General features: G+C 35.0%; 22 protein-coding genes and 1 pseudogene. 15 read left to right on the forward strand and 8 right to left on the reverse strand.

The genetic code is table 11. The features are described 5' to 3' along the window. Positions 1–173 precede the first annotated feature (173 nt). Positions 174–1,163, forward strand: coding sequence for a zinc-binding dehydrogenase (locus NX902_RS03130; RefSeq protein ID WP_163188367.1), 990 nt, complete (start codon positions 174–176; stop codon positions 1,161–1,163). Between the two features lie 185 nt (positions 1,164–1,348). Further along, positions 1,349–1,493, forward strand: a pseudogene (locus NX902_RS25790) (DNA/RNA non-specific endonuclease); the annotation flags it as partial. 492 nt (positions 1,494–1,985) lie between these two features. Here the strand turns inward: NX902_RS25790 and NX902_RS03135 are convergent. Then, positions 1,986–2,462, reverse strand: a complete 477-nt coding sequence (locus NX902_RS03135; RefSeq protein WP_123258847.1) for a VOC family protein — start codon at positions 2,460–2,462, stop codon at positions 1,986–1,988. 1,861 nt (positions 2,463–4,323) lie between these two features. Here NX902_RS03135 and NX902_RS03140 point away from each other — a divergent pair. The 6 genes from NX902_RS03140 (at position 4,324) to NX902_RS03165 (ending at position 10,279) form a co-directional block, all read left to right on the forward strand. Then, a complete protein-coding gene (locus tag NX902_RS03140; RefSeq protein ID WP_213086482.1) occupies positions 4,324–5,334 on the forward strand; it encodes a tRNA dihydrouridine synthase in 1,011 nt (336 codons plus the stop codon). A 325-nt stretch (positions 5,335–5,659) separates the two neighbouring features. Beyond that, positions 5,660–5,863, forward strand: a complete 204-nt coding sequence (locus tag NX902_RS03145; RefSeq protein WP_047941808.1) for a zinc ribbon domain-containing protein — start codon at positions 5,660–5,662, stop codon at positions 5,861–5,863. Positions 5,864–6,048: 185 nt separating this feature from the next. Further along, a complete protein-coding gene (locus NX902_RS03150; protein WP_341160537.1) occupies positions 6,049–6,399 on the forward strand; it encodes a ribosomal maturation YjgA family protein in 351 nt (116 codons plus the stop codon). A gap of 94 nt (positions 6,400–6,493) precedes the next feature. Continuing rightward, the gene (locus tag NX902_RS03155; protein WP_163188361.1) at positions 6,494–8,434 is read left to right on the forward strand and encodes an elongation factor G; all 1,941 of its coding nucleotides are present in this window, start codon (positions 6,494–6,496) and stop codon (positions 8,432–8,434) included. A 16-nt stretch (positions 8,435–8,450) separates the two neighbouring features. Then, positions 8,451–8,903: a GNAT family N-acetyltransferase gene (locus NX902_RS03160; RefSeq protein ID WP_095333385.1), complete on the forward strand. Its 453-nt coding sequence runs from the start codon at positions 8,451–8,453 to the stop codon at positions 8,901–8,903. 218 nt (positions 8,904–9,121) lie between these two features. Next, positions 9,122–10,279 (forward strand): 3D domain-containing protein, encoded by a 1,158-nt coding sequence (locus NX902_RS03165; protein ID WP_123258851.1) that lies wholly within the window; start codon positions 9,122–9,124, stop codon positions 10,277–10,279. A 263-nt stretch (positions 10,280–10,542) separates the two neighbouring features. Here the strand turns inward: NX902_RS03165 and NX902_RS03170 are convergent, their stop codons facing one another. The 3 genes from NX902_RS03170 to NX902_RS03180 form a co-directional block, all read right to left on the reverse strand. Further along, a complete protein-coding gene (locus NX902_RS03170; RefSeq protein WP_095333381.1) occupies positions 10,543–11,841 on the reverse strand; it encodes an ABC transporter substrate-binding protein in 1,299 nt (432 codons plus the stop codon). 75 nt (positions 11,842–11,916) lie between these two features. Then, positions 11,917–12,744 carry a carbohydrate ABC transporter permease gene (locus NX902_RS03175; protein WP_047941802.1) on the reverse strand — a complete coding sequence of 276 codons (828 nt, stop codon included), beginning with the start codon at positions 12,742–12,744 and terminating at the stop codon, positions 11,917–11,919. Then, a complete protein-coding gene (locus NX902_RS03180; protein ID WP_370999803.1) occupies positions 12,744–13,667 on the reverse strand; it encodes a carbohydrate ABC transporter permease in 924 nt (307 codons plus the stop codon). Before NX902_RS03180 ends, NX902_RS03175 begins: the two co-directional genes overlap by 1 nt. Positions 13,668–13,916: 249 nt before the next feature. Here NX902_RS03180 and NX902_RS03185 point away from each other — a divergent pair, with 249 nt between their 5' ends. The 4 genes from NX902_RS03185 (at position 13,917) to NX902_RS03200 (ending at position 20,242) form a co-directional block, all read left to right on the forward strand. Continuing rightward, complete coding sequence (locus NX902_RS03185; protein ID WP_341160538.1) at positions 13,917–15,749, forward strand: sensor histidine kinase; 1,833 nt, start codon at positions 13,917–13,919, stop codon at positions 15,747–15,749. After that, a complete protein-coding gene (locus tag NX902_RS03190; protein ID WP_095333373.1) occupies positions 15,730–17,307 on the forward strand; it encodes a response regulator in 1,578 nt (525 codons plus the stop codon). Before NX902_RS03185 ends, NX902_RS03190 begins: the two co-directional genes overlap by 20 nt. A gap of 51 nt (positions 17,308–17,358) precedes the next feature. Then, positions 17,359–17,958, forward strand: coding sequence for a class I SAM-dependent methyltransferase (locus NX902_RS03195; protein WP_095333371.1), 600 nt, complete (start codon positions 17,359–17,361; stop codon positions 17,956–17,958). 247 nt (positions 17,959–18,205) lie between these two features. Then, on the forward strand, positions 18,206–20,242 hold the full coding sequence (locus NX902_RS03200; protein WP_303985077.1) for a bifunctional diguanylate cyclase/phosphodiesterase: 2,037 nt from the start codon (positions 18,206–18,208) through the stop codon (positions 20,240–20,242). Positions 20,243–20,360: 118 nt separating this feature from the next. Here the strand turns inward: NX902_RS03200 and NX902_RS03205 are convergent, their stop codons facing one another. Next, complete coding sequence (locus NX902_RS03205; RefSeq protein WP_095333366.1) at positions 20,361–20,555, reverse strand: hypothetical protein; 195 nt, start codon at positions 20,553–20,555, stop codon at positions 20,361–20,363. A 133-nt stretch (positions 20,556–20,688) separates the two neighbouring features. On the opposite strand from NX902_RS03205, the gene NX902_RS03210 reads away from it, so the two are divergent. After that, positions 20,689–20,919, forward strand: coding sequence for an excisionase family DNA-binding protein (locus NX902_RS03210; RefSeq protein ID WP_095333364.1), 231 nt, complete (start codon positions 20,689–20,691; stop codon positions 20,917–20,919). Positions 20,920–21,138: 219 nt separating this feature from the next. On the opposite strand, the gene NX902_RS03215 is transcribed toward NX902_RS03210, so the two are convergent. Continuing rightward, positions 21,139–21,450 (reverse strand): winged helix-turn-helix transcriptional regulator, encoded by a 312-nt coding sequence (locus NX902_RS03215; RefSeq protein ID WP_047941794.1) that lies wholly within the window; start codon positions 21,448–21,450, stop codon positions 21,139–21,141. Between the two features lie 143 nt (positions 21,451–21,593). Here NX902_RS03215 and NX902_RS03220 point away from each other — a divergent pair, with 143 nt between their 5' ends. Continuing rightward, the gene (locus tag NX902_RS03220) at positions 21,594–22,448 is read left to right on the forward strand and encodes a VOC family protein (RefSeq protein ID WP_341160539.1); all 855 of its coding nucleotides are present in this window, start codon (positions 21,594–21,596) and stop codon (positions 22,446–22,448) included. 106 nt (positions 22,449–22,554) lie between these two features. Further along, complete coding sequence (locus NX902_RS03225) at positions 22,555–23,394, forward strand: STAS domain-containing protein (RefSeq protein ID WP_341160540.1); 840 nt, start codon at positions 22,555–22,557, stop codon at positions 23,392–23,394. 271 nt (positions 23,395–23,665) lie between these two features. On the opposite strand, the gene NX902_RS03230 is transcribed toward NX902_RS03225, so the two are convergent. Together NX902_RS03230 and NX902_RS03235 are read right to left on the reverse strand one after the other, a co-directional pair. Continuing rightward, the gene (locus NX902_RS03230; protein WP_095333358.1) at positions 23,666–24,331 is read right to left on the reverse strand and encodes a DUF4352 domain-containing protein; all 666 of its coding nucleotides are present in this window, start codon (positions 24,329–24,331) and stop codon (positions 23,666–23,668) included. 464 nt (positions 24,332–24,795) lie between these two features. Beyond that, entirely contained in the window at positions 24,796–26,181 is a 1,386-nt protein-coding gene (locus NX902_RS03235; protein ID WP_275068565.1) for an alkaline phosphatase, read from the reverse strand. Positions 26,182–26,285: the final 104 nt, after the last annotated feature.

The raw sequence follows: 26,285 nt of genomic DNA on the forward strand, positions 1-26,285 counted from the left end.
TTTTATTTTTCTAAACAGTTATAGCTTCCTATATCTACTTTGAATGTTCCTCTATTATAAGTAATAACTCATATTAATTATGAAAAACATTAATTTTACTAATTTAGATAAGAGTTGTAATCTAAATATAGTAAATTTACTTTTTTGAAATTGAAGTAAGGAAGTGATTTTTTTTGAAAGCGTTGATACATGATAATTTAAATAAGAATGGCCAATTGTGTATTAGAAAAATTCCAGATAGCAGCCCCAAAAAAAACGAAGTGAAAATAAAAATAAAGGTTGCGGGGCTTAATAGACGTGATTTATTTGTGATGAAAAATAGAGATGAAGAAGAAGGTGAATTCATTCCAGGATCAGATGGTGCAGGGGTTATTGTAGAAGTTGGGTCAGACATTTATTCCGACGTATTAAATCAGGAAGTTATCATTAATCCTACTTTAAATTGGGAGAGGTCAGACGATGTTCCAATTTCTCCAGATATATTGGGTGGACCTACAAACGGCACTTTTGCTGAATATGTTACGGTTCCATTTAAAAATGTGGTTCAAAAGCCTCGACAATTAAGTTGGGAAGAGGCGGGAACACTTGGTTTATCTGCTGTTACAGCTTATAGAGCACTTTTTACCAAAGGAAAACTAAAATCAGATGAAATAGTACTTATACCTGGTATAGGTGGTGGTGTTGCAACATTTGCAATGCAATTTGCGAAAGCAGTAGGTGCAAAGGTAATAGTTACATCTCGTCATAGTCAGACATTAAAGAAGGCACAAAGATTAGGAGCCGATATTACTCTTAATAGCAACATTGATTGGAAGGATGCTTTAGGCGATACAAAAGTAGATCTTATTTTAGATAGTATTGGTCCAGCAACATTTTCAAAGTATTTGGAAATTATTAAACCTAATGGCAGGATTGTATGTTTTGGTGCAAGTTCAGGAGATAGTATAACATTACCCTTGCGTAGTCTTTTCTATCCTCAAATTCAATTGATTGGTACATCTATGGGGAGCACTCAGGAGTTTGAGGAAATGATTCATTTCGTTATGAAACATTCAATTTCTACTGTTACTGAAAATGTGTATCCTTTTGAGGAAGCTAAGATTGCTTTAGAACATTTAGAAAATGGAGTGCATTTCGGTAATATTGGTTTAGCAATGTATTAACTTTTTCTATAAAAAACGAAAGTGAATTTATTACTTTTCCATTTCCTATCGTTATTATTCTCTTGTTACTAGATAAATTTATCTCAATATAAAAGGGCGTGAGATCTAGAAAAGAGAAGTGTTTGGTCGTACAAAGAAAATAAAATTTTTTGTTAATGAACCTGTATTATTGTTTGGCAGATAACTATTCTGATGAGGCAAATGTTCCTGGTGTCGAAAGGAACATTTTTAGATGAAGGACATATCATTGCTGATTCTCTCGGAAGGATCTCAAATTCTTATCATATCATGCCTCAAGATAGTACGCTTAACCGACATGGCGATCAATCCTAGAGAATAAGTAGAAGGTAAAATCGTACTGAATAATAGGAAAGAATCACTTAAAAGTCTACGAAACAAGTGTTTCTTTGAATATGACTTTCAGTAATTGCCGGGGAATTTGCTGATGATGGAAGATCTGCAAAATCCCTTTTAGAGTTAGTTTATATCCTGATAGTTTGTCTTTATAATTATGAATGGCGTTGGCTTCAATATTGATGTGATCTTTAAAAATAATAATGCGGATGAATTTTTTTTCGACATAAAAAGAAGGTGATTTAGCTCACATTTTTTCAGCAATATATGATCAATATGGTTCCAATGAGAAAGATTTAATTATATATTATCAAATTTATTAAAGATAAATGTGATAATATAACAAAAATTAGAAGGAATAAAAACGAATATTAATCAAATATAGAAAAGAAGCTTATAAAACCGTTGAATCCCGGCGATGGCATAACGAGGAAAGAGAAGCTGGAACATCATTAGGAGAGATAACTACTAGAATAAAATAGTGAAATTTGCAATCCAGCTTTTCTTTAAAAGTTGGATTGCATGGCATGAAAATTTGTTGTGTAGTTGCTTAGGATGCAAGACATTTGTTACACCAAGTAAATTTCCGTCAGGATCTTTAAAACTAAATCTTCCAAAACCATGGTTAGGATCAATATTCAACGTACCAACAACTACATTTTTCTCTTTTAGCCAACTATGAAACTCGGCTAAGGAAGGAGTGAAGAAGTCGATTATGCTATGTACGTTTTCTGTAATTGTATTTTTGAATGATAGCTTGTTTAATTCCTTTGTTTCGACCAAGTAGATTGTTGGTACTCCTTTAGTTTCAAATGTGAGCATAGCAGTAATACTATCCTGATAATGAATTTTTAAGTCAAAGATAGCTAAATACCAATTTAGTGAATTTTTTAAATTTGAAACTGGAATTTCCAAGGTTGCTACATGCGGCGTGAATTTACCCATTTTAAGACCTCCTAAAATTAATCATTATTTAATTATTAGCTAAAGAGATAAACTTCCCTTTATTTTATTTAAATAAATAGAAGAATCGCAGAAGAATTAGCTGAGAAACTACACCGGACATCTTAGAAGATGAAATGGAACAGGCTCGAATATTATTTCTAGTGAGATGTGGACATTTGGGATAAAATCGGTGATTGTACTGGATGGAGAAGTAATATTAATCTTAAGAACCAACATAAGGGAAAAGGGGGGAAGGTCTATAAATAAGATGTTGAAGGTTGCTCAAATAGAGAACCAAGATCTATCAGTTTATAAACTTCCAAAAGATATAAATTATTCGAATATAAACTCTGATAACTTTAACTTTAAATAAAAATATTGTCTATATTACCTGGTTAAAAATCTTTTCTTTTTTAGAAAGGATTTTTTTGTCTGTTTTGTAAACTAATAGGGATATAGTTATGAAATAATATAGAAAGGAGGATTAAAATATATTATCGACGATCTATAAGTACACGATAAGAAAATAAGTTGTCCTTTGTGTGAAAGAGAAAGACGATTGTATTAGAAGATAAATGTAAGCCTTGCTCATACTAGGGGGGGTTACATGACATTATCATAATAGATTAGATTTTCACTCTCCTTCCATCCGTTGGGAGAGTGAGGGGAGAAGAATCCCTAATGAGATTTTTTTTTCCCGCATCTAATACAACTATTTGAGTAATAGCTGTATTTATGATTCCGTCTAAGGAAACAGATTATAGATTTAAACTTCAAGGAAACCACCTCGATCAGACTTTTTTTTTAAGTTTAAAGTTAAGTATTCATAAAGTAAATCAATAATGGGAAAATTGTTAAAAACAGGGAAAAAGAAGTGGTGAAAAAGCAGGTATTAATGCCTTAACTAATTGTGGTAATAGGTATATTTTAGTAGATTTTTCATCAAGAAAGCCGTTAAGAATGGTGAGATTGATTTCTACGGTACTTTGCGATGTCATACGCTGCTCTAAGGGAAAATGCGAGTATGGCGACCACATTAAACAAAGTACCTAGAGTTGTGGAATGGAAAAGGAAAATAAGAGGGATTATATAGCATACTAGATTGGTAATCAAGCTAGCAAATTCAGATTTAAACACAGATACCATCACCCTTTGGATTATTAACTAGTGGATAGGGTTGATGGTAAGAAAAGTTTCATTAGAGGAAAATAGGATGCCTCTGACGGGATTCGAACCCGCACTCCTTTCGTAAGCATAGGCTAGGGGGAACACGCTTCCCTACGGACTTTCACCGGCTAGGAATTTCACCTGCCTCAGCTTTTTTGCTTTTCGGTGCTTCTGAAACCCTTGCCTTGCGACCCGGTACCAACAATGTTTTCCGGCGCTCTTCCCTTCTATAGCTACAGAGGCATATTGATATATTTTATTATACAAAGAAAGCGAATAGAAGAAAATGTTTTGATTATCAAGAATTAAAATTTATCCACAGACTCAGGCGTCCACAGATTTTGGTGGAAGTAAGAAATGGATACATCGAAAAACAAACAAAATGAAAAGTTGTTGGAATTTTGTATAGAATTAGTTGTTTGTTATGGTTGATGGTATAAAACTAATCAGATAAGATATTTTAAACTTTTCCAGTACAGAGGGGACTTCTAACAGGCAAGAGAGATACTGATTTGACAGAGGAATTAAAGCCTTTTAATATAGAAGACGGTATAATTTTAAAAGATTTTACTAATAAATGATAAATTTTCGATTTAAGTAATCGATGATATAACTTGTTGAGACGAAAAGGGTCAAGTAGGCAGGGATATTTTTCGTTTTAATTGTGAGACGAGAAGTTTAACATTGGATTTATATGAAAGGAACTGAGTTTTATATGATAGATAATTTTTGGCGGGAATTACCACGGCCATTTTTTGTATTAGCACCGATGGAAGATGTGACGGATGTTGTTTTTCGTCATGTAGTCAGTGAGGCGGCTAGACCGGATGTGTTTTTTACGGAGTTCACTAACACGGAGAGTTATTGTCATCCCGAGGGAACACAGAGTGTACGTGGACGTTTGACTTTTACAGAAGATGAACAGCCAATGGTTGCACATATTTGGGGAGACAAGCCTGAATATTTTCGACAAATGAGTATAGGCATGGCAAAGCTAGGTTTTAAGGGAATCGATATCAATATGGGCTGTCCAGTTCCTAATGTCGCAGCAAAAGGGAAGGGAAGCGGACTTATCCTCCGTCCAGAGGTTGCTGCGGAAATTGTACAAGCAGCAAAAGCAGGTGGACTGCCTGTCAGTGTTAAGACAAGACTTGGTTATACGGAGATAGAGGAATGGCAGGACTGGTTAACACATATCTTGGAACAAGATATCGCGAATCTTTCGATACATCTGCGTACAAGAAAAGAAATGAGTCAAGTGGATGCACATTGGGAATTGATTCCGGAAATCAAAAAACTTCGTGATCGTGTGGCACCAAATACACTCTTAACGATTAACGGTGATATTCCTGATCGTCAAACTGGCTTGGAGCTTGCTGAAAAATATGGAGTGGATGGTGTTATGATAGGGCGCGGTATTTTTAAAAATCCATTTGCCTTTGAAAAAGAACCGAAAGAGCATAGCAGTAAAGAACTGCTTGATTTATTACGATTACATCTTGATCTTCATGACAAATATTCACAGGAATTAGAAACCCGATCTTTTAAAGCCCTTCATCGTTTTTTCAAAATTTATGTGAAAGGATTCAGAGGGGCAAGTGAATTGAGAAATCAATTGATGAGTACACAATCGTCTGATGATGTCCGTGCTATGCTTGATGATTTCGAAGCGAAGAATGCTGATGAGACAGGGATAGTAGGCTAATATAACTTAAAAAGCATAAATTGAAATAGAAAATTGGTTGGCATGAATCGGTAATACCCGAACTTTTGCCAACCAATTTTTTTGCATTCTAGCACTGCTTTATAATTGTGTGAAAAGCCTCTCAAATGGAAACGAAATGGATTCCATTTGTGGCAGCGGCACGATTAAGTGAAAATGTCTCGGAAGAAAATTTAGATAAGCTTTTAAAAATAATTCATCATTATTTGTATCGATAGAAATGAAACTAAATATCGTATTACTTCGTAATAATAAAGGAGATGATAAAACAGAAACAAAGATATAACAAAAAAAGGAGCGTAATAATATGGAAAGCAAAGGCTGTGTAAAATGCGGGGGAACAGATATAGGAACAAAAGATGTGGCCATGACAGGAACGGGTTTATCCAAGTTAATGGATATTCAGCATAATACATTTACGGTTGTCTTTTGCAAGAAATGCGGGTACTCAGAGTTTTATAATAAACAAGCATCGAAAGGTTCCAATATTTTAGATTTATTTTTAGGATAAGTAGCACAAAATTTAAACAAATAGAAAATTAGTTAAAATAAAGAGACCATATTAGTATATCGGGTCTCTTTATTTTAAGGGCAGATAGGAAAGAAGGGTTAGAGATTATCAAGCTTTATTAAATAAAATATAATTTGTGAGTGAAAAAAATGTACCGACTATTCTATTTTGTTATAACCATACTCATGATGTTATTAGGATTATCTTCTAGAAAATTTAGTAATCATCTTCCTGATTTTATAGCTGTTCATGCAGGAGATATGATTTGGGCGATGATGGTTTACTTTGGGTTTCGGTTTCTATTTATTAGAAAAAGCCTCCTATTAGCAGGAGTACTGAGCATACTATTCAGTTTTGGAATCGAAGGCAGTCAATTATATCAAGCGGATTGGCTTAATCAGCTTCGAGATACAACAATTGGAGCGTTAATTCTCGGAAAGGGCTTCCTATTTATGGATTTAATACGCTATTCATCAGGAATTTTACTGGCTTGTATAATAGATACATTCTTTGTTTGGAGAAGTAAAGGAGACTGATCTACAATTGATTTTTCTGGTAGTTATACCATCCTTATGGCCATTTCAGCTATAATGATAGGTATAAACTAAAAACGCAGGAGTAGCTTTCAAAATGAATAAGACAATTGGAATATTAGCACATGTTGATGCGGGAAAAACTACTTTTTCAGAGCAGCTTCTATATCATACAAATAGTATAACTAAACGTGGCCGTGTAGATCATAAAGATTCCTTTTTAGATAGTCATATAATTGAAAAGCAACGAGGGATTACGGTTTTTGCAGACCAAGGAATCATTGAACATGGAGATTCTACTTATTATTTAATTGATACTCCTGGACATATTGATTTTTCTCCAGAAATGGAAAGAGCGATTCAAGTAATGGACTTTGCTATTGTGATTATTAGTGCGGTAGAAGGGATTGAAGGGCATACCGAAACGGTGTGGAATCTATTAAGGAAGCATCAGATTCCTACATTTTTCTTTATTAATAAAACAGATCGGACAGGAGCGGATGTAGCACGTGTTCTGAAAGAAATTCGTTCCCAATTTACGACAGATGTATATGATATTTCCTCTTTAGATAATAGCAGTATGTCGGATGTGCAAATAGAATTTATTGCAGAGCGAGATGAAGAGCTCTTGGATTACTATATGGATAATGGCTATCAACCAACATTGTGGATGGAAAAAATCCAAGAAATGATTATTTCGTCGCGGCTATTTCCTTGTGGATATGGTTCAGCACTTCAGGATATTGGGATAAAGGAATTTTTCGATCAGTTTCATCAATTAACAAAAACAATGTATAGGAAGAATCAACCTTTTGCAGGAAGAGTATTTAAAATTCGTTATGATCAAGCTGGGACAAGAATTACTTTTCTAAAAGCAATAACTGGTACTCTGCATGTCAGAGATGAACTTCCATATGGAAATGGAATCGTAGAGAAAATTACGCAAATTCGTAAATATACTGGAAAACAATTTCAACAAGTGAATGAAGCCGGTGCTGGAGAGATTTTTGCTGTAACAGGTCTTACAGAGGCCGTTGTGGGAGATGGAGTCGGGGCAATGCTTGAAAAAGCAGTATATGAATTGGTGCCAACGCTTCGTTCAAAAGTGGTAGTTGAAAAGGGAGTAAATAGAAAAGAGGTACTAAAGCTTTTTCAGATATTAGAAGCAGAGGATCCATCTCTTCAGATAACATGGGAGGAGAAACAGCAAGATATTCACTTGCATGTGATGGGAAAAATACAGTTAGAGGTACTTCAGGAGCTAGTATTAGAAAGATTTTCTTTAAATGTGCACTTTGGTCAACCGGAAATTTTGTATAAAGAAACAATCGAAACAGCTACTGTCGGATATGGACACTTTGAACCATTACGTCATTATGCGGAGGTACATCTCCATATAGAGCCAGGAAAAAGAAATACAGGTATTACATTTGAGAGTAGATGCCATACAGAAGACTTATCTCTAGCAAATCAACATCTCATCTGCCAGCATCTTTTTGAGCGAGATCATCATGGGATTTTGACTGGTTCCCCCTTAACAGATATAAAAGTGACATTATTAACAGGGAGAGCCCATAATAAACATACACATGGCGGTGATTTTCGGGAAGCTACTTTTCGAGCATTGCGCCAAGGACTAGAAAAAGTACAGAACCGGTTATTAGAGCCCTATTATGCTTTCAAAATAAAAGTAGCTATCGAACAAATGGGCAGAGTGCTGGCTGATATTCAAATGGCCCATGGAGCATTTGATACGCCCGAAACAATAGATAATAAAGCAATTATTACCGGCAAGGCTCCCGTTGCCACATTTATGGAATACAGCACAATCTTAGCCTCTTTTACACAAGGAAAAGGTCAGCTTTCCTTTACCTTTGCGGGTTATTACCCTTGTCATAATGAACAAGAAGTGATTGCTGGACTAGACTATGATAAAAATGCTGATCCAGCATATACATCCTCGTCTATTTTCTGTGCGAAAGGCGCAGGATATACGGTTCCTTGGCAAGAAGCGGAAAAAATGATGCATTGTCTATAGAAAGGATGAACGATTGATGAAGATTCGTAAGCTTAGAGAAGGAGAAACTCCCCCTTTTGATTTATTATTATTAGCAGACCCATCTGAACATTTAATCAGAGAATATCTTAAAAAGGGCATTTGCTATATGGCGGAAGATAGGGATCAAACTATCGGTGTCTATGTTTTATTACCAATGGAAGAAGAAACAATAGAATTAATCAATCTAGCTGTTGGCGAAAGCTATCAAGGAATAGGCTTAGGGAAAAGGTTAGTTATGCATGCCATTGAAGAGGCGAGAAAACTAGGATATAACAGAATAGAAGTAGGGACTGGGAATAGCAGCATTTCACAACTTGCTCTCTATCAAAAATGCGGGTTTCGGATCGATCGAATTGAGAAAGATTTTTTTCTTCAACACTATGAAGAGGAAATCTATGAAAATGGAATTCAGTGTATGGATATGATAAAGCTCACACAGGATATATAATCCAATTTTGAAAAGGTTAAAAATTAAAAATTAACAGAATTATTACAAAGGTAACAAAGGGTTATTCTCCCTTCTAGACTTACAGAATGCTAGAAAATATACGATATTTAATAACTAGCTTGTAAACTAATTTTAAAAGGATTGACTTATTATTTTAATAGAATTGTAATTTAGAAGCCTCTTTCATGTGTTATAACAATAGAGAAAGGGGTTTTTAGATGCGTTCCTTAAAAAAACTAATGGCCATTTCGTTAAGTAGTGTCATCTTTTTGACATCAGCGATTATGGTACAAGCAGAAACGAGTCAAGAAACACTGAACAAGGCAAAAAATCAGTTGGATCAAAATCAGCAATTGATTAATGAAAAAGAAGCAGAAAAGCAAAAAACTTTAAAAGAGTTGGAAGCTGTTCAAGAGGAATTAAAATCTATTGAAACAGTAATGCAGCAAAATAAAGATAAAATAGCAAATCTGCAGGTGAAAATTGAAGAAACGCAACAACAAATAGAGAAAAAGAAAGAAGAAATTGTTGTTCTAGAAGATAAAGTATTGGCACGTAAAGACGTGATGAAAGATCGTCTCGTTTCCTTGCAGAATACAGACCAAACAAATGTTGTTTTAGAAGTGCTGTTTAATTCAAAGGACTTCGCTGACTTTCTTAGTAGAGCAACAGCTATTTCGATGATTTTTGATGGTGATAAAGATATATTAGAGCAGCAGCAAGCTGATCTTCAGAAAATTGAAGAAGAAAAGGCAGCAATTGATCAGCAAGAAGAAGAATTAACAGGACAATATGATGAATTAGCAGCTACTCAAAATGAACTGCAGCAAAATGTTGCTCAAAGACAAGAGGCAGTAACGGCTGTTCAGAAAAAATATGCTTCTGTTTCTAAAGAAGTAGAATTGGCTGAGAGCCAGAAAAAAGCAGTACTTGATCAAATAGGTGCAGCAGAGTCCGCATTGAAGAAAGAGCAAGAAGAAGCGAAGAAAGTCGTAAAGGTAAATAGTCCAGCTAAAAAAGTTGCTAGTGCATCGACTAAGTCAAAACCTACTACGAGCAAAGCATCTTCTAGTAAGTCTTCAAGCAGAAAAGATGTTATTTATGTAACCTCAACTGCTTATAGTCATCAAGATACAAAATCTGATTTTACGGCACTTGGATATAATATTAAAAAGAATAAGAATATGAAATTAATTGCAGTAGATCCAGCAGTCATTCCATTAGGTTCTAAAGTTTGGGTAGAAGGTTATGGAGAAGCAGTGGCAGGAGACACAGGCGGAGCAATTAAAGGACATAAAATAGACGTCTTAATGCCATCAACTAGCAAAGCAAAGGCGTGGGGACGGAAGACAGTCAAAATAAAAATCTTGGATTAATTTAATACTATTCTTCTTATTATATAGACTCTCAGGTGTGAAGAGTCTTTTTTTTTGCTAAAAAAGAGGAATGCCTTTTATTTGGCATTCCTTCATACTGTCTATTTTCAAGGGGGGACTTGAAAAAGCAATTTAATGACTATAGCTATATCATACCCATCTATTATGAATAATATATGACAAAACTATCAATAAATCTTAAATAAATTGTTAAGATAAGATAAACGTATAAATATTAGCTAGTATCTTATATTGTGAATCTACTATTTTTTAAGTTTAGCCCATGTATCGTCCAATGCTTTCATTGTTTCCTCGCGTGATTTTTGACCTCCTACATATGCTTGAAGACTAGCACCGAACTCCTGTCCAGCACCATCAGGATATTTCGTGAATTGCCATGTATATGTTTTGCCTTCTTGAGAGTAGTTTTGAATCTCTGCGCCTAAGGGACCGATATCTTCAGCCGTGGCAGTGATTGTTTCAAATGCTGGAACATATTTAAAGTCCTTTACAATAGATTCTTTTGCGAAATCGGAAGTAACCATCCAGTTTAAGAAATCTAATGCTGCTTCTTTATCTTTTTCAGGAGCATCCTTATGAACAACCCAGTTTGTAGGTACATCCACCATTAGCTTATCCGATTTTTCCTTCTCATCACTTAATGGCATTGGGATAAAGCCTACTTCCAAGTTAGGAGAAATTTTATCAATCATCGGCTGAATCCAGTTTCCTTGCTGGATCATTGCAGCTTCACCTGTTGCAAAAAGAGTTACTTGGGTATTGTAGTCTGTTGTTAATGGATTCTTATTACCATAATCAATGGTTAAATCCAATAAATCAAAGTATTTGTCAAAATGCTCATTCCCTTCGATTTTTGCTGATCCGTCATTTAATCCTTTAATAAAGGCGTCGGCATCTTCTTGATAAGCAAAAGGAACATTTAATCCATGGTTAGCTAAAACCCACCATTCACCATAACCGATTGAAAAAGGTGTAATTCCAGCAGCTTTTAACTTTTTAGCAGCCGCTTCTAGTTCAGAAAATGTTGTTGGTATTTCCGTAATACCTGCCTTTTTAAATAATGCTTTATTATAGGCAAATCCATATCCCTCCAGGTTAACTGGCTGGCCATAAATTTTTCCATCTACTGTCATGGGAACTAAGGCACTTTCATATGCGTCCTTTACCCATGGTTGATCTGACAAATCCTCTAATTTATCCAGCCAAGTTAAGGCCTCTTGATATCCACCATTTCCAAAAATATCAGGAGCTGTATTGGAGGCGAATTTTGCTTTTAAAGCAGCCGTTCCATCTGCTCCTCCACCGACTGTTTCAATATTAAAGGTTACATCTGGATGTTCTTTTGAATATTGATCAGTCAATGCTTTTAATTGATCCGCAATTTCTACTTTTCCGTTAAACAAGTCCACCACTACTTTATCTCCTTTGCTTGAAGAGGTGTTACTTGAGGCACCCTCATTTGAACAAGCACTTGCAAAGAGCAGAGAAGCAGATAAGATACCAGTTAATAAGGAATACCTTTTCATTTTGTTAAATTTCATTTGATTTCCTCCTGTTTATAGAAATAGCTTATTTATATGGAAGAGGTGGCTTTGTGAACACAGCCTCTTAGCTCCCTATTTAATAGATCCACTAGTAATCCCTTGTATAATATGCTTTTGCATCGAAAAGAAGAAGATTAACAGTGGGACAATTCCTATCATTAGTGCTGCTAGAGCGAGATCCCATTGCTTTGTGTATTGGCCAAAGAAGAAGAAAGTAGCAAGTGGGATTGTCCGCAGTTCTGGATTTTGTAGGACAAGTGATGGTAATAAGTAGTCATTCCATATCCAAAGACTATTTAAGATAATGATTGTTACGGTAATTGGTTTTAATAATGGAAAAACAATTCTCCAGAACACCCCAAAACGAGAGCAGCCATCCATAATAGCAGCTTCTTCTAATTCAACTGGAATTCCTTTAATAAAACCATGATATAAAAAGATAGTCATCCCAGACCCAAAACCTAAATACATAAATACTAGCCCCCAAATACTATTAAGTAAGTGTAAACTTGAGGCTGTTTTAATAAGTGGAATCATAATAGATTGGAAAGGGATAATCATGGCAGCAACAAAAGCCATGAAAATGATCGTGCTAATTTTCTTTTTCGTCCGGACCAGCATATAAGCAGCCATCGAACAGAATACGACTAATACAATATTGCTAGCTATCGTTATAAGAAGAGAGTTGCTAAAAACCTTTAGGAAATTTAACTTTTCAAAAGCATTTAGATAGTTTCCAAATTCAAACGTACTTGGTAAGGAAGAGGTATTTGTTAGTATTTCTGAAAAAGGCTTGAGTGAATTAGAAATCACATAATAAAAGGGAATCAAGAATAATAAGCCTAGTATAATACCAAGCAGTTCCATTAAGAAAGTTTTGCTAGTATACCTGTTTTCCATCAAGATTCCACCTCTTTTCTCTTAGTAATTGTAACCTGTAAAATGGAGATGGCAGCTACAACAATAAAGAAGATAAGTGCTTTGGCTTCCCCAATTCCGTAGCGATTGTTAACAAAGGCTTCGGTATAAATATTAAGTGCCAGCATTTCCGTTGATTTAAAAGGACCTCCATTGGTTAACGAAAGGTTGGCGTCGAATATTTTAAAGGAAGATGCAGTTGTTAAGAATAAGCATATTGTCACAGCAGGAGCAACAAGTGGAACTTTAATATTTCGCAGCACTTGAAAGCGGTTTGCTCCATCCATTTTTGCTGCTTCAATTAGCTCTTTTGGAATGTTTTGCAATGCAGCTATATAAATGAGCATAATATATCCTGCTCCTTGCCATACACTGACAATTACAATTCCCCAAAAGGCGGTATTTTTATCTCCTAACCATGCTAACTCAAATAGTGGTATTCCTGTAAGTTCTCCAATAGAAGCGAATCCTCTAATAAAGATAAATTGCCAGATAAAGCCGAGTAAGAGACCGCCGAGTAGATTAGGCATAAAGAATACAGTACGTAATAGATTGCTGGATTTTAGTTTTTGAGTAACAAGCAGTGCCAGGCTAAAACCAATGGCGTTTGTCAAAATAATCGCTACAACAGTGTAAACAGCAGTCAGCTTAAAAGATTGGAGAAACTGTTTATCGTCTGTGAAGATATACTTAAAATTATCCAATCCAACCCACTTAATCTCTCCAGTTATGCCATTCCAATCGGTAAAGGAATAATAGATGCCAGAAAAAAATGGAACAAGCACCACAATTGTAAAGGCAATAAAAACGGGACCTACAAATAGAGAAAATAAACCTGCTTCCTTCCAGTTCTTTTTCTTTTTGGTAGAGAGTGATTTTTTTCTCGTTACACTTGTCTGGTGTATAGGGGGAGTTTCTACTTTTTCTATATTATTTGGATTATTCACTTTCTGCACCTCCTAATTTTATAATATAATGGTTATACCTTTTGAGGTAACCGCTTACATTGACAAGGAAGGTGTAATATATTGACCACTCCTTTTGTATTCTTTTTATAAGGAATGGTTTGGAGAGGAGGAGAGAAAGATTAGAATAATATCCACTTTAGACGTATATCAAAAAAACGGAGTTTATTTAAGGCTTCTCGACCGAAAATGAAATGGGGTATTCGAAAAAAATTAATGATTTTCTTGCTTCTTGCTACTATTCTTCCCTTTGGAAGCAGTATCGTCCTTACCTATTTTCAAACAATCCATCATGTTAACAAGGAATCAGTTGCATACAATACAGAGTTAATGAAGAAGGGAAAGGAAGAGTTAGGTACGTACTTAGAGGATATTGCTTTAATGTCTACCGTATTATATCGTTATACTCCTTTCATGAATGTACTAACACAGGGAGTGGGAGAAAATAACAAGGAGAATATGGAAGAGGTACGTCGAGTGCTGGCATATGTGTACAATTCTCGTTCAGAAATAGAGCAAATGCATTTATATATTAATAAAGGGAGAGATTCTGTTACAAACTATCACTCACGCATAAGTGGGAGAGGTGAAAATAAAAATATCTATTTTCATCCATATTATCGGAGATTAGAGGAAAGTGAAACAAACTATTCGCTTATCGAACCACCACATACGATATACAGTTATAATGGCTTATCGATTATTCCTAACTCTGAGAAATCAACTGTTCTATCCCTTCATAATAAGATTAGAAATGTGCCATCTAATGATATTTTGGGATTTATGTCTATTGATATAAATCTTTCCATAATAGATGGAATCGTGAATAGACTATATAACGATAATGAAGGTATTTCCATTATAAATGAAAATGGAACTGTAATTTACTCTTCCAATAAAGCTGTAATCGGCAAAAAAACAAAGGATAAATGGTTTTATAAAGTTCAAACAAATCCCCAACAAAATAACATGAAGTGGGAAAGTAAAGATTTTTCAGGGGTTATTTTTTATGAAAATATTGCTGTGCAAGATAATAGTTGGTATATGGTAAAAAGTATCCCTTACTCTAGTCTCTATCAAGGGGCGAAGGCAACAGCATTTATGAATACGATGATTGCCCTAGTGGCTTTAGTTATTGTATTAGTTATAACAATGATTATTTCCTTTAAGATTACTGCTCCAATTAAAGTTTTAATGGAAAATATGAAAAAGGTCGAGAAGGGGATTTTTGTGGCAAACTTTGAGGCGGGAGGATATGATGAAATCGGAATGCTTGGTAGGCGTTTCAAATCGATGGTATTACAAATCAATAGATTAATAGACAAAGAATATAAGCTGCAAATTGAAAATAAGTCAGCTCAATTAAAGGTATTGCAGTCACAAATAAATCCCCATTTTCTATACAATAGTTTTCAGTCCATTGGCACACTTGCTCTAAAAATGAATGCAGTTCCTGTTTATACATTATTGACTTCTCTCTCGGATATGATGCGATACAGTATGGATATGAGAGAGGACGTGGTGCCGCTAACGAAAGAATTAAAACATACACAATCTTATCTGAGTCTCCAAAAACAGAGGTTTGAGGAGGATTTGAATATAATATTAACAATCGAACAAAGTACGCTTGAAATTCCTGTTCCGAAAATGCTGCTACAGCCAATTATTGAAAACTGCTTTAAACATGGTTTTAGTCAAAAAATGGAGGATGCAGGAATCACAATCCGTGCTTATACAGAGGATGGTGATTTAGTTATTATTGTCCAGGATAATGGGATTGGAGTAAGCAGTGAAAGACTTAAAATGATTCATGAAGAATTATATGATGAGGAACGTAGAAAGGAGAATAAAGAAAGAGAATCAATCGGATTAATTAATATTTACGATCGTTTGCAACTTTACTATGAGGGACAAGCAAGCTTTGTCATCGATAGTATTGAAAAGAAAGAATTTACCGTAATGATTCGTATTCCTATATTTTTATATGAAGGAGTGATTGATGATGAAGGCACTAATCGTTGATGATGAAAGGCATGTTCGTGAAGGAATTAAGCTTCTTGCTGATTGGTCAGGAAATGAAATTACAGACATTTACGAAGCAAGTAATGGAGAAGATGCTATTCAAATAATAGAAGCGGCAAATCCCGAAATTATTTTTTCTGATATGAAAATGCCAAAGGTCGACGGTACTCAGCTTTTAAAATGGATGGATGAGCATTACGCTCATGGGAAGACGATAGTAGTTACGGGCTATGATGATTATCATTACATGAGAAAAGCAATGCATTATGGAAGCTCAGACTATTTATTGAAGCCTATTAACCCTGAAATGCTGAATGATACCCTAAGGAGGGTAGTGAATGAGTGGAAACAAGAGGAAGAGGAAAGAAAAAGGAAGCTTAATAGAACAAAACTTATTAATAAAATGAAGCTAGCATACCGTGATCACCAATTGACACAGATGTTAAATAATGATCTATTCGATAAACATGTCCTGGAGGAATTTCTTTTAACCAAAGCACAGGTCTATACAATCGGACTTTTACAGGTAAGTAATGGAATTGTGGAAGAATTTAACGGGGATAAGGATCTTACTCTTTTTACACTCTTGAATGTAATAAATGAGGAGCTTAGCAGCAATAATAAGGGAATTGCTTTTCATTATGTAACCGGAAAAGGAGAAATTGTCCTCCTTCTTATAAGAAGGAAAGAGGAAGCGGTTGTCATCATGAGAGAGGTACATACTACTATCCTAAAGTTATTAGGAATCTCTTGTACTTTATCAATGGGATTAGAAGTTACTTCGATTAACCAGTTGAATCTTTCTTATCAGCATGCTAAGTCTATTATGATGAATCGAGATGTTTTAGATAATCAACAAGGAAAAATAATGATAGAGAAAAAAGAACATGAGATAAAAAGCTTAATGGGTTATTCTAGCTCGATAAAAATGGCGATTCAAACGGGAGAAATACATGCTTTTCACTCACTTATTGGGCAGATTCAAAAAGATATAACGAATAATCCACCATTATCATTAAGCCAGCTTTTGCATTTGGAGCATGAATATTTAATGATAAGTACAAGATGGTATAAGGAGTTCAATCTTTCGATAAGAATTCCCTCCAATATAGAGGAGCGAATTTATTCATTTATGGACAAAGAGGGGATTTTTCAGTTGGAAGCATATAAAGCAAGGAAGAAAAAAGAAATATCATTGTTTCTTCGCCGAGTAAAAAGACAAAATACCCGAAGAACGCAAAATGTTATTCACGAAATTGAAAAGTACATAAAAGCAAATTTTCATCGGGAGATTAAGCTTCAAGAAATATCGGAACACTTTTACATCAGTAGAGAATATATTTCAAGAAAATTCAAACAAGAGTATAATATCAATATTTCTGAGTATTTAGTTACCATCCGAATGAAAAAAGCCCAAGAATTATTGAAGAGCAGTAATTTGAAAGTGTATGATATTGCTAATATGATTGGATACCAAGATGATAAATATTTTCGCAAAGTATTTAAAAAAATCATAGGTGTTTCACCAAATGAATATCGTGAGATGGAAATAAGATAAAGTGAAAATATATATTTCGGATTTTTTAGATATTAGGAAACTAGACGAAAGGTGAATGTTTTGAACTACGATAAATTATTACATATTGGAACAGAAGAAGTACAAGTAGGATTCCATAAGTCCTATCATTATCATCGATATGAACCAACTCCATATGAGCATTTGGAGCAATTATTTCGCGAATTTCCGCTTCGGGAAGCAGATCATATAGTTGATTTTGGATGTGGGAAAGGGCGTTTAAACTTTTATATTCATTATGTATTTCAGTCGACTGTAAAAGGAGTTGAAATCAATGAAGATTTTTATCATCAAGCGCTTCATAATCTAGAACGATACGCAAAAAACAGGAAGAAAAAGAAAGAAAAGATACATTTTTATTTAGGAAGAGCAGAGGATTATTTGGTACAGCCAGAAGATAATTATTTCTATTTCTTTAATCCCTTTTCCTTGCCTATCTTTCAAAAAATTATTAGTAATATCATATACTCACTGGAAGAAAGTAGTCGCAAGGTCAACATTATTCTCTATTTCCCCTCAGATGAATATCGATTTTTTATGGATAATCATGCATTATTCAAACAGCAAGGAGAGGTGAAAGTCGGGAATAGGACAGATAAGGATACGTTTATCATTTATCAATCTCTCTATTAGGCGTTATTTCTTGCCTGTTAAATCTTTAAAGATTTAACAGGCTTTCATTTATTTTAAATAGTTGGAAGATGATACCATTATTGAAAGGTTGTCTAAAGTGGATTTTTCCTTTATATTCAATTTATACAAGCGGAAAGTCTTAGGTAAAAAGTTTTGAATATACCATGCGTTAATCAAAAGTGAAAAGAGATAACCAGGAGAAATCGCTTATAAGAATATTTTTAGAGGGGAAATTACTATTTTTACGTTGCCTAGTGCTGATTCAGTAACTTATTTACAAGTGGAATATTCTATTCCTATTATTCTATTATCAATCTTAATCGCATGTTTAGCATCTTATACGGCGCTTTCCATGAATGAGCGGATTGTTTACAATAGTTTTTTTCATCGATATATTTGGTTAGGATTAGCGTCTATTACGATGGGATTTGGAATTTGGTCGATGCATTTTATTGGAATGAGCGCCTCTATGCTCCCAGTAAATATGAAATATAATATTCCATTAACGATACTTTCAATAGTACCAGCTATTCTAGCTGCTTTTTTGGCTTTCCTCCTATCAAGTAAAGCTAGAAATTCTAGTAGATTAATTGTATTCGCTGGGATATTTATGGGGATTGGTATTAGTGCTATGCACTATATTGGAATGAAAGCAATGAATATAGAGGCTAATTATGCCTATCATTTTGGCTATTTTACTTTATCTGTTGTTATTGCCATGCTTGCTTCTTTTGCTTCCTTATTTATTTTTCTAAAGTTGCAGCCATATATGAATAACTTTATTGTGAAATGTATTACCTCCCTTTTGATGGGAATTACGATATCAAGTATGCATTATACTGGAATGTATGCTGTCAGGTATTATGTGGATTCAGAAAGAGAACTTATTCATTCCCACACAAATCATCTTAGTATAAAATCAATCATTCTCGGTGTATCAATTGGTATGGCTATTCTTTTTTTATTTTCTTTTTTATCTAGCTTGCTGGATCGCTATGTCGACTATCGTTTAAATCATTTTGATGCATTAACGAAGCGTCCAAACCGCAGGCAGTTTGAAAAAGTGATAGATTCTGCTGCTTATTTAAGTGGGATAGCAATTCTTCATATTCATAATATAAATAAATGGAATAGTAAGTATGGCTACTGCTTTGGTGATAAAATCATTATTTATATAGACGAATTATGTAGGAAGCTAGTGGGCCATAATATAGAATTGTTCCGAATAGAAGGAAATCGTTTTGCGTTCTTAAGTAGGACAAATGAGGATCTAGAAAATTTAATTTTAGAACTTAATCAGCTAACAGCCATCATATCTAGTCCTGTAATAATTGATGATCAAATAATCAAGATAGAGACAGCTATTGCATTGTCTGTTAATGAGAAAAAGGTTTCTGCCAAACAAATATATATAAATGCTGTAGCAGTTTTAGCCCATTATTCGCTTCGCTATGAAAATGAAATAATAAAGTATGATTCAGATAAACATAAACGAACATTTGCTAATCACCTTGTGAGTGAGATAGAAGATGCCCTTATAAAAAAACAATTATACTTAGTTTATCAACCTAAAGTAATTTTACATTCAAAGGAAGTAGCAGGAGTGGAAGCTTTATTAAGATGGAAACATCCTAAGTATGGGGAGCTTTCTCCAGGGATTTTTATTCCTATCTTAGAAGCGTCTGAAAAAATGTGGGAAGTTACCGACTGGATTATGGAAGAGATCTGCAAGCAAATGGCAAGATGGCAAAATCAAGATAGAAGACTACCTGTAGCGTTTAATATTCCTGGTCCCTATGTTACTTCTCCACGATTAATGAGAAACTTAGTAGCGTATGTGGAGAAATATAGGCTAAGTCCGTCATTAATCGAGTTAGAGATTACAGAAACAAGTGCCGTTGGTAATATGGAAGGAGCGATTCAATCCGTACAAGCCTATAGAAATGCAGGCTTTTCTGTTGCTCTTGACGATTTTGGTACTGGGGTATCTTCCTTGTCCTATTTAAAAAGAATTCCAGTCAATACATTGAAAATAGATAAAACCTTTATTGACGAGGTTCCAGAATCGCAAAAAGACGGAGAAATTATTAAAGCTATTATTGCCTTGGCAAGTTCTTTGCATTTAAGCATTGTGATAGAAGGAGTAGAAAGAGAAGAACAGATTGAATATTTATCTTCCATAAATAAATGGCCGATTATCCAAGGCTATTATTACGCTAAACCAATGAATAACCTTGCTTTAGAAGAGTGGCTTTATATGTTTGCAGAAGAAAAAACAGGATAGAAGTTAGAAAAATAAGATCATCCGCTTGTATGTTAAAAGAAAGGATGATCCTTTTCTTTTCGTGTGATCTTTGAGATGAATAGAAATGATAAGTGAAATCTGTGGTTGATATACGTGACTATTCTGCAGATAATTTAATATCTTTAGAGAAGACTCCTGTATTTTCTAATTTACAGGAATCATTTTCTAATTTAATAGTTGGTGAAATGGGAGCACTTGCCTTTCTAGTTTTAGCGAAGAAAGACTGATAAAATATGAAAGAGAAACAACAAAAGATCATTACTAAAAATAAGCTGTTTAGAACGAAACTCATTTATTTATCCTCCTTTTGATGGGGCCGATATGGTAACTATACCGTTTATTGATGAAGGGAGTATAAAGAAAGAGTTAAGTTTAAATGGAGTCAGTGTAAAGATGCATAGCAAATAGATGAAAAGAGGTGTTTTATGTATTTATCCGTACAAGAAACCGCAGAACTGCTGTCGATTTCAGAAATAAAAGTTAAAAACTTGATTTTACAAAACCAGATCAGAGCCATTTATGATGGGACGGATTATCTTATTAACAAGGAGCAATTTAATACGCATTTCAAGCAAGTGGAAAAATATAAAACGTTTGTAGAAGAAGTATTAAGTGAGCCGATTCCTGAGGATTTAGACATTAAAGATGAGGATTAGTGCTTATTTAGATTGTCTAATAATAAGGCTGAGAAACAACAAATTTACATTATTGCGTTGCTGACACTCTGTTCGCCAGGGCATGCTGTTGAGAGGTTTAGAGCGTCTATCCTTATTGTAGGAGTGGAGTGTCTTTATCTCCACTCCACTTTTATTTTGTTCTATAATTATTTGGGTTATCCACGACCGGAAAACTTTTGTCCCGGTCTCTCTATATGGTTAAACTTCTAGCCACGAATGAGACCAATTTTCGATTTCTTTCATAATTGGTTCTAATGAGCGCCCTTTTTCTGTTAGAGAATATTCAATTCTAACCGGCGTTTCAGGATATACCTCTCGTACCACAATATCTGCTTGCTCTAAATCCTTTAATCTCTCCGATAAAAGTCTTCCGCTTATTCCAATGGAGGATTCTATAGAACAGAAACGTTGAGGACCGTTTAACAGCTGATAAATAATTAAACCAGTCCAGCGTTGGCTTAAAATACTCATTGCTTTTTCAAACCGTGGACAAATCGTTGAATGGTTCATCTTACATCCCCCCCTCGTAATAATTATACAATAATTATTATTTTAAGTAAAAATATTATGAATCATAACTTGATTACTTTACAACTGTTGTTTATTAAAATAAAATTACTTACATAAAGTAACTTATTAAGGGAGGAAAAAGAATGACATTTCATAACGAGTCAACTATTTATGCAAAATCAATAACTTTAAAAGTATCTAATCTAGAAAAGTCTCTTTTGTTTTATACGAAAATAATTGGTTTTTCAGTTGTGAGTCAAGATAAAATGACGGCATCTTTACGTGCGGGAAAAGGGGTACCTTTTTTATTTTTAGAAGAATTAAAAGAAGTCGAGCCTAAAATGGTACGAACAACAGGACTCTATCATTTTGCTATCTTGGTGCCATCAAGAGAAGAATTAGGGATAATATTGAACCATTTGCTAGAAACAGGTTATCCACTACAAGGAGCTTCTGATCATTATGTTAGCGAAGCGATCTATCTAGCAGATCCAGATGGAAATGGTATTGAAATCTATCGAGATAGAAAGGCGACAGAGTGGGAGTGGGAAGATGGATTGGTGAAGATGGATACAGCTTATATGGATACAAAAGGAGTGCTTGCATCTGCCGGAAATCGCCCATGGAAAGGACTTCCCGAGCAAACTATCCTTGGTCATATCCACTTACATGTTGCGGATTTAACGGAGACAGTCGATTTTTATGTGAAGGGATTAGGGTTTGATATTGTTCAAAAATATGGTTCCCAAGCATTCTTTCTTTCAACAGCACAATATCACCATCATATCGGCTTAAATGTTTGGAATGGAATAGGGGCTCCTGCTCCAGAAAAGAATCATGTTGGTTTAGCTTACTTTGATTTGAAAATACCTGATCACGAAAAACTAGAAGAAATAAAACATAGAATTGTGCAGCTAGGGGCATTAGTGAAAGAAAAAGAGGGTAAATGGTATACATGGGATCCTTCTGGAAATGCGATTCATTTAACAGTTACTTGAATATATAAAGCAATGCTTAATTTCTATTTTCTTATTAAACTGTTAATTAGAGTATGCCATTTCAGAGTTGAACGATAATCAACATTTATTAGGGGTGAGGAATTAGTTGCACTATAATCAAGGTGTTTATCAATATTTCATCGACAATACAGAAAGATTAACAGCAGAATGGTATAAAGATTTGACAAAAAATGATCCAAAAGGTGTGTATGCAACAACTGATCCATATACGATTGAGACAATGAAAAAGCAGAATAATGATTTTCATCTTCGACTTGCTGGTCTCTTCATTAAAGAAAGGGAAGAGTTCCTCGAAGACATTAAGGAATGGATTTATCAAATTGCAACCGATCAGGCGCATTTAGATACACCTATTCATTTTATTATTCGTGAATTTATTCGAACGAGGGAGCAATATTTTCAGTTGATTGAAGAATATGCAGTCAAACATCATGTTGAGCAGGAACGTGTCACGGAATGGAGCCATTCTGTTGTAAAGGTTCTCGATAAAATTATCTTGAAATATACCGAGGAACATCATAATTATTCTAATAGGCAACTTATAGCACAACAGGAAATGATTAATGAATTAAGTTCACCAGTCATTTCTTTAAGCAAAACAAGTGCACTCTTGCCTCTTGTTGGAGATATTGATACAGCACGTGCTGCTTTTATATTAGAAAATACGATTAAGCAATGTGCAGAGAAGAAAGTATTCAGATTATTTATTGATTTATCTGGTGTAATTATTATTGATACAATGGTTGCCCATCAAATATTCCAACTGATTCATGGTTTAAGCTTAATTGGAGTGAATACGACATTATCAGGTATTCGCCCAGAAATAGCAACAACCGCAATACAGTTAGGATTATCCTTTGCAGATATTTCAATTGCTTCCACGCTTTCTAAAGCAATTGAGCAAGATGGTAATTTCGAAAAATAAGTAGTAAGATTATGAATCAATGGAAGGGACGAGTGCCGTATTTATGGTGCCGCTAATCGCTGTTGCCCAAAATTGTCGACTTGTATGCAGGTTATCCTATCGAGGGGACAAGCAACTTTTGTCTTAACATTATCGTTCATGTATATTGGTAGAGGAAATTTTACGCCAGGATTACCTAGCTGGCTTACGCAAATTCCAGCTCGCCGTAAAAAGGTTTACCTGACGTACTTGATCTCTTTCATCGATTTAGAATTAGTAAAGAATGTACATATTATTTAAAGTGAAAATCAATCGTTTTTGCTTCTCCTAATATTTTGTCTTGTTCAGTATAGGCATCACTAGTAGTTAACTGGACTTTATTAATGGCAGAATCTTTTACAATAAAACCTATATTCCCTTTTTTTCGTTCTCCTGGTTTTAATACTCCATTAAGCTCTTCTAAGTAGATATCCTTTTCCCAAGTAATCATTTCATCCTTATTTGTTTGAATGAAAGCAACTGGAGAGAATTTCTTTCTTTCATCCGAGAGATTTTCTATTTCCACAAAAAACTTGATGAAGGTGAATTGTTCATCATGTGTATAAGTATGATAAAAGTCTATTAAACTATATGCGGGTCGATAATCGATAAGTTTGACGTCTTTTATAGTTAGCCTTATGGAATCAACCTGAACGTTTTTTGCTTCTTTCATAATGGCTTTTAATGTAGCTTCTCCTTTTCTATCACGGTAAAAGTCACCAGCAGTTAGTAAAGTGGCATCATCAATTACTTGCGGATTGGGAGCATAAATGTCTGTTGATACAGTTCTTATATCATCAGTCTCCGTGCTCATTGCTTCTTTCTTTAAATTATGCTTATTTGTACTGGTGTTTGTCTCCTTACTGCTACAGCCTGCTAATAAAAGGAAGATGAATAAATAGATCATAATTTGTTTCAATGGTGTTCCTCCTAATGGAAAAGCTTCCCTTCTAAATTGGAGGGAAGCACTTCTTTTATTACAATAAAGAAAGTACAAGTTTATAGAAGGCAGCAGTCCCCACGGGAAATGTCGCTCCAGCCCCCACGCTCCAAAACAGGTACCCTGTGCCTTTCTATTTGTCTAGCTCCGGGTACCTAGGAGCTGCGGTGCTTCGCGCCAAGTCCCTACGATAAGTCAACATCGGTTCACTAACGTTCTCCGTGTTTCCTATATCTCGGGAAATGTCGCTCCAGCCCCCACGCTCCAAAACAGGTACCCTGTGCTTTTCTATTTGTCTAGCTCCGGGTACCTAGGAGCTGCGGTGCTTCGCACCAAGTCCCTACGATAAGTCAACATCGGTTCACTAACGTTCTCCGTGTTTCCTATATCTCGGGAAATGTCGCTCCAGCCCCCACGCTCCAAAACAGGTACCCTGTGCTTTTCTATTTATCCGTTATTTTTATTTTTGTGTTTAGTAGGTTGAAGATAATTTTTGCATGATCTGTATTATCCTTTTGCCCTGCAAAAAGGTTGCTAGATGGTCCGTAGGCATAGACAGGAACGTCTTCACCTGTATGTCCTCCAGTTGTCCAGCCTGTATTGGTACGTTTATTGAAGATATCTTCAATAGCATTGTCGATACTAGTGAGATCCTTTGTATCAGCAGCTTTTTGAACGGCCTGAATTTCCTCTGAAGTTAATGATAACTGAATATTATCCTTTAAGGTCGACTCTACATTCGCGCCATTTACAATTAATTCTGCCATAAAATCAGGTGTTTTCTTTGCTGCTTTGATTGGCTCGCCATACCAGTTATAATCCCCATTCGCTGCAATAGAGAATCCGCCAGTTGAATGGTCTGCTGTAGCAACAACTAAAGTATTTTTATCCTTTTTAGCAAAGTCAATTGCTGCTTTATATGCCTTTTCAAAATCCTCCATCTCACTCATTGCAGCGACAATGTCATTATCATGGCCCGCCCAGTCAATTTGACTACCTTCCACCATAAGGAAAAATCCTTTTTTATTTTTATTTAAACTATTGATCGCAGTTTTTGTCATTTCCTCTAATGAAGGTGTATCCTTGTCTCTATCTATCATTTTCGGCATTCCTGCCTCCGCAAATAGACCGAGCAATTGTGTATCTTTATTCTTCAGTAAATCTTTACGATTCTTTACATAATTGTAGCCAGCCTTCTTAAAGTCCTTCGTTAAGTCTCGATCTTGACGAACGAAAAGGTCTGTTCCTCCACCTAAGAGAACATCCACTTTATGCTTACCATTTATCATCTCATCAAAATAATCATCTGCAATAGCATTCATGTTTTTACGATTGATATCATGTGACCCAAAAGATGCTGGGGTTGCATGGGTAATTTCAGAAGTGGCAACAAGACCTGTGGATTTGCCTTTTTCTTTTGCAGCTTCTAAGACGGTTTTCACTTCCGAATGGTCATTGTCTACAGCAATAGCATTATTGTATGTTTTAATACCAGCAGACATTGCGGTCGCGGCTGATGCAGAGTCTGTGACATTTTGTTCGGGATCTTCTGGGTATGTCATTTGCTGTCCTACTAAATAAGGATCAAAATATGTACTTTCTGCCGTTTTTGTTTTCGGATTATCTTTTAAATAGCGATAGGCGGAAGTGTATGAAACACCCATTCCATCTCCTATCAGAAAGATAACATTTTTCGGTTTTCCGTTATTGTTTCCCTTGTTTTTTGCTTCTGCATCTGTTCCTGTTAGTACAGTTGCTAATCCAGCAACAGTTAAAGAAGAGATTACAGCGATAGGCAGCAGCTTTTTTTTCCATGATTTTAAGTTCAAATTTTTCCCCTCCATTATTTAGACTCGCTTTATTATCACGGAAAAAAGTTAAGCTTGTTTTACAGTAGTTTAGAAAAAAAGTAAAAAAAACTAGGATAAATGTA

The sequence above is a fragment of the Niallia sp. FSL W8-0954 genome (assembly GCF_038005605.1).
Taxonomy (GTDB): Bacteria; Bacillota; Bacilli; order Bacillales; family Cytobacillaceae; genus Niallia; species Niallia circulans_A.